This is a genomic window from Cognatilysobacter lacus (assembly GCF_008274655.1).
GTDB lineage: Bacteria > Pseudomonadota > Gammaproteobacteria > Xanthomonadales > Xanthomonadaceae > Cognatilysobacter > Cognatilysobacter lacus.
In genome coordinates, this window is sequence record NZ_VTRV01000143.1 from 1 (window position 1) to 6,884 (window position 6,884).

Annotated in this window: 6 protein-coding genes and 1 pseudogene; 5 read left to right on the forward strand and 2 right to left on the reverse strand. The window is 69.0% G+C overall.

Going from position 1 to position 6,884, the window contains the following annotated elements; genetic code table 11:
• The 5 genes and pseudogenes from FW784_RS14420 to FW784_RS11395 all read left to right on the forward strand — a co-directional run.
• Window positions 1-321 (forward strand): annotated as a pseudogene (locus tag FW784_RS14420) (hypothetical protein); the annotation flags it as partial.
• Between the two features lie 43 nt (window positions 322-364).
• The gene (locus FW784_RS11380) at window positions 365-1,177 is read left to right on the forward strand and encodes a hypothetical protein (protein WP_149353462.1); all 813 of its coding nucleotides are present in this window, start codon (window positions 365-367) and stop codon (window positions 1,175-1,177) included.
• A 98-nt stretch (window positions 1,178-1,275) separates the two neighbouring features.
• Window positions 1,276-1,962, forward strand: a complete 687-nt coding sequence (locus tag FW784_RS11385) for a C39 family peptidase (RefSeq protein ID WP_205123616.1) — start codon at window positions 1,276-1,278, stop codon at window positions 1,960-1,962.
• Between the two features lie 39 nt (window positions 1,963-2,001).
• Window positions 2,002-2,781, forward strand: a complete 780-nt coding sequence (locus tag FW784_RS11390; protein ID WP_149353464.1) for a hypothetical protein — start codon at window positions 2,002-2,004, stop codon at window positions 2,779-2,781.
• 30 nt (window positions 2,782-2,811) lie between these two features.
• Window positions 2,812-4,122, forward strand: a complete 1,311-nt coding sequence (locus tag FW784_RS11395) for a transporter (protein ID WP_149353465.1) — start codon at window positions 2,812-2,814, stop codon at window positions 4,120-4,122.
• A 1-nt stretch (window position 4,123) separates the two neighbouring features.
• Here the strand turns inward: FW784_RS11395 and FW784_RS11400 are convergent, their stop codons facing one another.
• Window positions 4,124-5,566: a sigma-54 dependent transcriptional regulator gene (locus FW784_RS11400; protein ID WP_149353466.1), complete on the reverse strand. Its 1,443-nt coding sequence runs from the start codon at window positions 5,564-5,566 to the stop codon at window positions 4,124-4,126.
• Between the two features lie 107 nt (window positions 5,567-5,673).
• Entirely contained in the window at window positions 5,674-6,720 is a 1,047-nt protein-coding gene (locus FW784_RS11405; RefSeq protein ID WP_149353467.1) for a class 1 fructose-bisphosphatase, read from the reverse strand.
• Window positions 6,721-6,884 lie beyond the last annotated feature (164 nt).

Genomic DNA, 6,884 nt, shown 5'->3' on the forward strand with positions numbered 1-6,884 from the left:
CTGACCGGCGGCAACGGCGTGCTGGCCGTGAACCAGGCGGCCGGTGCCGCCAATGCGCAGATCAACGTACTCGTGCTCGGCGGCGACGACGCGGCCGCGCACCTCTTCCAGAACGTCGATGTCACCGCGCTCGCCGCGGTGGCCTCCGGCGTTCCCCTCGAGCCGGACGCCGCCCCCGTCCAGCTGCCGGTGCGCGATGCGCGCATCGACGGCGCCGCCTTCGCGAATCCACAGGGCGTGCTCCAGCTCAACCAGACCGCGGGCGTCGGCAATGCGTCGGCGAACGCCATCGTGCTCCAGCTACCCGGGGGCACCCCTTAGCAAGCAGCAAGCGCACCACCACCCCACCCAGGAGAGACCCCCCATGAAAGTCCAGATGACCGTCCTCGCCCTCACCCTCGCCGCCTGCTGCGGCACCGCATTCGCGCAGGACGACAGCGCCACCAACACCAAGACCTACATCACCAACCTCATCGACGTCGCCGGCAAGGTCCGCGTCGAAGGCACGATCAAGGTGGATTCCGAAGCCGCGGCCAACGTCGACCAGGACCAGTACACGGTCGGCAACCGCTCCATCGGCGACGGCGACCACACCGCGCGCATGACCGACAACGCCCTGCGCAACTCGCGCGGCAACATCGGCGTCAACGTGAGCGCAGGCGTGGGCAATGCGCAGTCCAACGATGCGGCGATCACCACGCTCGCCAGCTCCGGCAAGAAGGACGACGGCGACAAGCACAGCGACGGCGGCGGCAAGAGCGCGGCGTCCGCACTGAGCCACGCGATGGTGTTCTCGACGCAGGCCAGCCTCGGCAACTACGCGACGACGCACACCTACGACACGAACTATCGCGCCACGCTCGACGGCGACGCGCTGCGCGACGTGATCGGCAACGTGGGCGTGAACGTGGCGGCCGGCGTGGGCAACGCACAGTCGAACGGCATGTCCGCTTCGGTGGCCGACGCCTCGATCGCGAAGTCGTCGTCCGACAGCGAGCAGCTCTCCCTGTTGAACGAACTCAACAGCGCGTGCGGCGACCTCGACGTGGTGGCGCGCTTCGGCGACAACGCGCTGCAGGCGGCGAGCGGCAACATCGGCGTCAACGTCGCGGCTGGCGTGGGCAACCTGCAGCACAACGGCCTGGCGATCGCGGCGGCCGGCGGCGGCGGCGGCTGATAGCGACACCTCTCCCGCGGCCGTGTCGTCGCGGGAGATCCTGTTCGAAACGCGATGCCGGTGGTCCTGTGCCACCGGCATCGATGCAGAGGATTCCCATGCGTCGACTGACCACGCTGCTGCTGATGCTCGGACTCACCGCGACGGCGAATGCGCAGTCGATGGTCGATGTCAGCCGCCTCGGCTCCATGCCCGTGCGCAAGGACGTGGTGACGCTGCGTGACCTGCGTTACCGCGACATGGTGCGTCAGCGCTACGACTTCAGTTGCGGTTCCGCCGCGCTCGCCACATTGCTCAATTACGGCTACGGCGAACACGTCAGCGAGCCGGAAATGATCCGCCGGATGATGGTCGGCACCGACGCGAAGACCGTCGTGCAACAGGGCTTCTCGATGCTCGACATGAAGCGCTATGTCGAAGGCCGCGGCATGCAGGCGCGCGGCTTCCGCGTCGACGCCGCCGCGCTGTACCGCCTGCGCATGCCGGTGATCGCACTGCTCGACCTGAAAGGCTACAAACATTTCGTGATCGTCAAGGGCGCGGAGGCGGGACGCGTCTTCGTCGCCGACCCTGCGCTCGGCCATCGCGTCATGAACGAAAACGACTTCACCCGCGGCTGGAACGGCATCGTCCTCGCGGTCATCGGTGACCGCCCGTTGCTGGACTCCGCGCTGGTGAACAACCGCGAATCACTGGCGCTGCGACGCCGCGTCGAAACCCTTGGCAGCGCAACCCAGCCGGTTCCCGTGGTGGAACTCGGCCTCGTGCGCGCCGACCTGTTCTAGGCGATGCGTTGAATCGCATCGCCCCTGTTTGAGGCCGCCATGAAACGTCACTCCCTCCCCCTCGTGCTTTTCGTGGCCCTCACGGCAGCGGCGGCCGCGTTTCCCGCGGTCGCCCTGCCACCTTCCCCGCGCGATCCGCTGTGGATCGAACCCGTTCGCGCAGAACCCGTCGACGACGCGTTGCTCGGCACCCTGACCGGCAAGTACTTCGGCGCCGACATGCTGGTGGGCGTACGCATCGACCTGGTCAGCCACCTCGCCAGCGCGGGCGGTGGCAGCGCGGCGGCCACCGGTTCGCTCTACATCCGGCGCGAAGGCAGCGGCTTCATCGTGCAGGTCGACAGCCGCACGCAGGCCACCGCGGGCGCCGACGGGACGGCGAGCGGTAACGCGAACGCCACCGGTGGCGACGCCATCAATGTGCAGGGCATCGGCCAGGTCACGCAGATCGCTGGCGACGGCAACCGCATGGGCAACCTCGCCGTCATCCGCGTGGTGGGCGACCTGCCGGCGCCGCAGGGCTTCAATGGCGCAACGCAGTCGCAGGCGCAGGACGGCCCGATGACCGCGACCATCCATTTCGACGGCACCGGCATGCAGATCGGGGTTGCGGGCATCGGCGCGAACATCGGCCAGAACGTCACCACCGGCGCGTCGGCCTCGGGCTCGATCCTGCAGTTCGGCCGCATCGCCGGCGACGGGTTCGTTGCCGACAACATGTTGCAGCTGCAGATGCTGACCACCGCGATGCCCACCCTTTCGCTGCACCAGGCCGGGATCCAGCAGGCCTTGATCGCGATCGCGGGACTGCCACACTGACGGTTCCCGACACTGAACAAGGATGCAGCGATGTCGATGACGCCCGTGACCGCCGCGCGTAGCGCGCCGTGGTTCCTCGCCGCCGCCCTGGCGGTGGGCTCGATGGATACGAAGGCCGCCGAGCCGCCCGCCGACGTCGGCGACCAGTTGAAGGCACTCGGCGAGAAACTCGAGGCACAGCAGGCCGAGATCGACCGCCTGCATCGCCAGGTCGAGGATCTCGAGCTCGCGCAGGCGCGCGGTCGCGGCCTGAGCGGTGATCCGCAGTCCGCGTCCGCGCCCCCGGGCGGCACCGACACCGGCGCCGCGGCGACCGCGCAGGCAACGCCGCCCGCGGAACCGTTGCAGGTCGGCCAGGCCCAGCGCGCGGAAGACGAGCAACGTCGCGAGCAGGACAAGGCGCTCGTCGTGCGCGAACACGCGCCGCTGTTCGAGCGCAAGTTCACGCTCGACTCCGGCTTCACGTGGAGCTACTACGACCGCCGCCAGCTCACGCTGAGCGGATTCCTCGCGCTCGATGCCATCTTCCTCGGCACCATCAACCTCGACCAGTCGAAGGCTTCGCTGGAGACGTTCGACATCACCGGGCGCTACGGGCTGACCGATCGCCTCAGCCTGGAAGCGTCGCTGCCGTACGTGTTCCGCGACACGCGCTTCGTCAGCGGCGGCGCCGGCGGTGCATCGACGTCGCTCAGCGAAGTGAGCGTGAGCTCGCATGGCATCGGCGACGCCTCGCTCGCCGCCTACTACCAGATCGTCAAGGAGAACGCGCGCTGGCCGGACGTCGTCGGCAGCCTGCGCGTCAAGGCGCCGACCGGACGCGATCCGTTCGGCCTCAAGCTGATCCAGGCCAACGGCGACAACACCAACCTGATCGTTCCCGCGGACCTTCCCACTGGCAGTGGCTTGTGGAGCGTGACCGGCAATGTGTCGGTGCTGCGCACGTACGATCCGGTGATTCTGTTCGGCAACGTCGGGTACACCTGGAACCGCCCCGGGAACTTCGACGACATCTCGCCCGTGCTCACCGCGGTCGCGCCGGCGCGCGTGTCGCTGGGGCAGGTGTTCCAGCTGAGCGGCGGCGTGGCGATCGCGCTCAACGACCGCGCGGCGATAAGCCTGAGCGTGGCGACCGCGATGCAGGCGGCGACGCATACGCGCGCACCCGGCGACCCCAAGGACTCGCGCGTGCCGGGAAGCTCCAGCAACAGCACCGCGCTCAACATCGGTTCCAGCTACGTGCTGCCGTCGGGTTGGACGTTCAGCGGGCAACTCGCCGCCGGGCTCACGCCCGATTCGCCGAACTACGTCATCGCGCTGCGCAGCTCGCGCTCGTTCTGAGTCAGGCCGAGGCGAGCCGGCGTTCGCGCCGGTCGTTGCCGCGGCGTTCCGGCGCCGCGGCCTTCGCCGTCATGCGCGGGGGGATCGCGTCGTCGGTATCCGTCCGCGCGCCCAGCCGCTGCAACAGGCGGTAAAGGGTGACGCGCGAGATTCCCAGGTCGCGTGCGGCGTCGACCAGCCGGCCCTGGTTGCGCTGCAGGGCGTCCTCGACCGCGCGCCGCGTGGCGTCGTCGCGCACTTCCTCCAGCGTGGGCGGCGTGGCCCCCACCGTGGACGGGATGCCGAGGTCGTTGGCGGTGATCAGCCGGCCCTCGCACATCACCACCGCCTGGCGCACGCGGTTGATCAGTTCGCGCACGTTGCCCGGCCACTCGTACGAATGCAGCGCCGCTCGCGCGCACGGCGCGAACCCCTTGATCACGCGCTGGCCTTCGCCGGAATACAGGCCGAGCGCATGCGCCGCGAGCAGGTCGATGTCGCGACCGCGCTCGCGCAGCGGCGGCTGTTGCACCCGCAGCACGCACAGGCGGTGATAGAGGTCGGCGCGGAAGCGACCCTGCGCGATCGCGGCTTCCAGGTCGTGATGCGTCGCCGAGACCACGCGCACGTCGACGCGGATCGTGTCGTGTCCGCCCAGGCGCTGGAACGTGCCTTCCTGCAGGAAGCGCAGCAGCGCCGCCTGGCTCTCGGTCGGCAGGTCGCCGATCTCGTCGAGGAAAAGCGTGCCGCCGTTGGCCATCTCGATGCGGCCGAGCTTGCGTTGCTGCGCGCCGGTGAACGCGCCGCGCTCGTAGCCGAACAGTTCGGACTGGATCAGCGCATGCGGGATCGCGCCGCAGTTGATCGCCACGAACGGCATCGCGCTGCGCCGCGAGTTGCGATGCAGCGCCATCGCCGCGAGTTCCTTGCCGGTTCCGGTCTCGCCGGCGATGAACACCGGTGCTTCGGTCATGGCGGCCTTGCACAGCGTGCGTGCGAGCGCGCGCATGCCGGGGCTGTCGCCGATGATGCCTTCCAGCCCGGTGCTGGCCCGCTTGTCGGCCGAGGCGCAGGCCAACCGCGCCATCCCGTGCGCATGCCCGAGCACCGTGTCGAGCACGTTGCCGGGGCAGGGCAGGGTCAGGTAGTCGTAGCAGTAGTCGCGGATCAGCCGACGCACGGCAGGCTGTTCGAGCTGGTCGGTGCGGATGCCGGCCACCCACCCCACGTTGCTGGCCGCCAGCGCGGGGCCAAAGGCGGCGAGGTCGGCTTCCGAGAACCCCTCGCGCAGGTCGAGCAGCGCCGCGAACGGGTGGTCGGCGCGACGCTGCACGATCTTGAGAAGGCCGCGCACGTCGGGCGCCTGCTGCACTTTCCAGCCCGGCTGCGTGAGCCACGCGGGCGGAGCCGCGCCTCCCGCTCGCGCGATGTAAACGAGGTCACGTCCTGCGCCGCCGTCTGCCATGGCCTGCCCCCTCCGTCGATGCCTCAGCATCTGTCGCAAAGGTAGCCCTTGCAGGGCCCGGGTCAAGTATTCCGTGACGGGTTACTCAAATCGTTCACATGCTCGCCTCAAGCGGCCGAGCCCATGTCGTGCCGCGTGTGGTACCCGACTGCCGCCTGCACTTCGCGCTTCGATCCCAGGAAAACCGGCACGCGCTGGTGCAATCCCGTGGGTGCGACGTCGAGCATGCGCTGGCGACCGGTGCTCGCCTCGCCCCCGGCCTGTTCCACCAGGAACGCCATCGGGTTGGCTTCGTACATCAGCCGCAACTTGCCGCCCTTGTCGGCGCACTTGGCATCGAGCGGGTAACTGAAGATGCCGCCGCGGGTCAGGATGCGGTGCACGTCCGCCACCATCGAGGCGACCCAGCGCATGTTGAAGTCCTTGCCGCGCGGCCCTTGCGTGCCGGCCAGCAGGTCGCCGACATAGGCCTGCATCGGCGGCTCCCAGAAGCGCTGGTTCGACATGTTGACCGCGAATTCCCTGGTTTCCTCGGGAATCCTCATGCCGCGCGTGGTCATCACGAACGAGCCGATCTCGCGGTCCAGCGTGAAGGAATGCGTGCCGTTGCCGATCGTCAGCACCAGCATCGTGCTGGGGCCGTAGGTGCAGTAGCCGGCGGCCACCTGCGCCGTGCCCGGCTGCAGGAAATGCTCGTCGCCGACGGTGGCGATGTCGTCCGGGCAGCGCAGCACGGAGAAGATCGTGCCTACCGAAATGTTGACGTCGATGTTCGACGAACCGTCCAGTGGATCGAACAGCAACAGGTAGCTGCCGCGCGGGTATTCGTCGGGGATGACGACGCAGTGGTCCATCTCCTCCGACGCGAGCGCGGCGAGGTGGCCGCCCCAGGCGTTGGCCTCGAGCAGGATCTCGTTGCTCAACACGTCGAGCTTCTTCTGCGCCTCGCCCTGCACGTTGATGCTGGCTTCGCCCGCGGTGCCGGCATCGCCGAGCACGCCGCCGAGCGCGCCCTTGCCGACCGCGATCGAGATGCTCTTGCAGGCGCGCGCCACGACTTCGATCAGCAGGCGCAGGTTCGGGCCGATGCGGCCTTCGCGCTGTTCCTCGATCAGGTAACGGGTGAGGGAGACGGGCGAGGCATTCGGGCTCATCGGCGATCGGGCATCCGTGACGGGATGCGCATTGTCACCGATCGCGCGCGCCGCGCCGTCGACGCTCAGGCGGCGCGCAGGTCGCGCGGCAACGACAGCGCATGGCGCCGCACACAGCGTGCGAGCGCATCGCGCGCCATCGACAGCATGTGCAACGGCGCCTC

What these genes read in the sequence shown, in the direction of transcription:
- FW784_RS11405 (WP_149353467.1), bottom strand. Translation starts at nt 6,720, where the DNA reads ATGAGCCCGAATGCCTCGCCCGTCTCCCTCACCCGTTACCTGATCGAG.
- FW784_RS11395 (WP_149353465.1), top strand. Translation starts at nt 2,812, where the DNA reads ATGTCGATGACGCCCGTGACCGCCGCGCGTAGCGCGCCGTGGTTCCTC.
- FW784_RS11380 (WP_149353462.1), top strand. Translation starts at nt 365, where the DNA reads ATGAAAGTCCAGATGACCGTCCTCGCCCTCACCCTCGCCGCCTGCTGC.
- FW784_RS11390 (WP_149353464.1), top strand. Translation starts at nt 2,002, where the DNA reads ATGAAACGTCACTCCCTCCCCCTCGTGCTTTTCGTGGCCCTCACGGCA.
- FW784_RS11400 (WP_149353466.1), bottom strand. Translation starts at nt 5,566, where the DNA reads ATGGCAGACGGCGGCGCAGGACGTGACCTCGTTTACATCGCGCGAGCG.
- FW784_RS11385 (WP_205123616.1), top strand. Translation starts at nt 1,276, where the DNA reads ATGCGTCGACTGACCACGCTGCTGCTGATGCTCGGACTCACCGCGACG.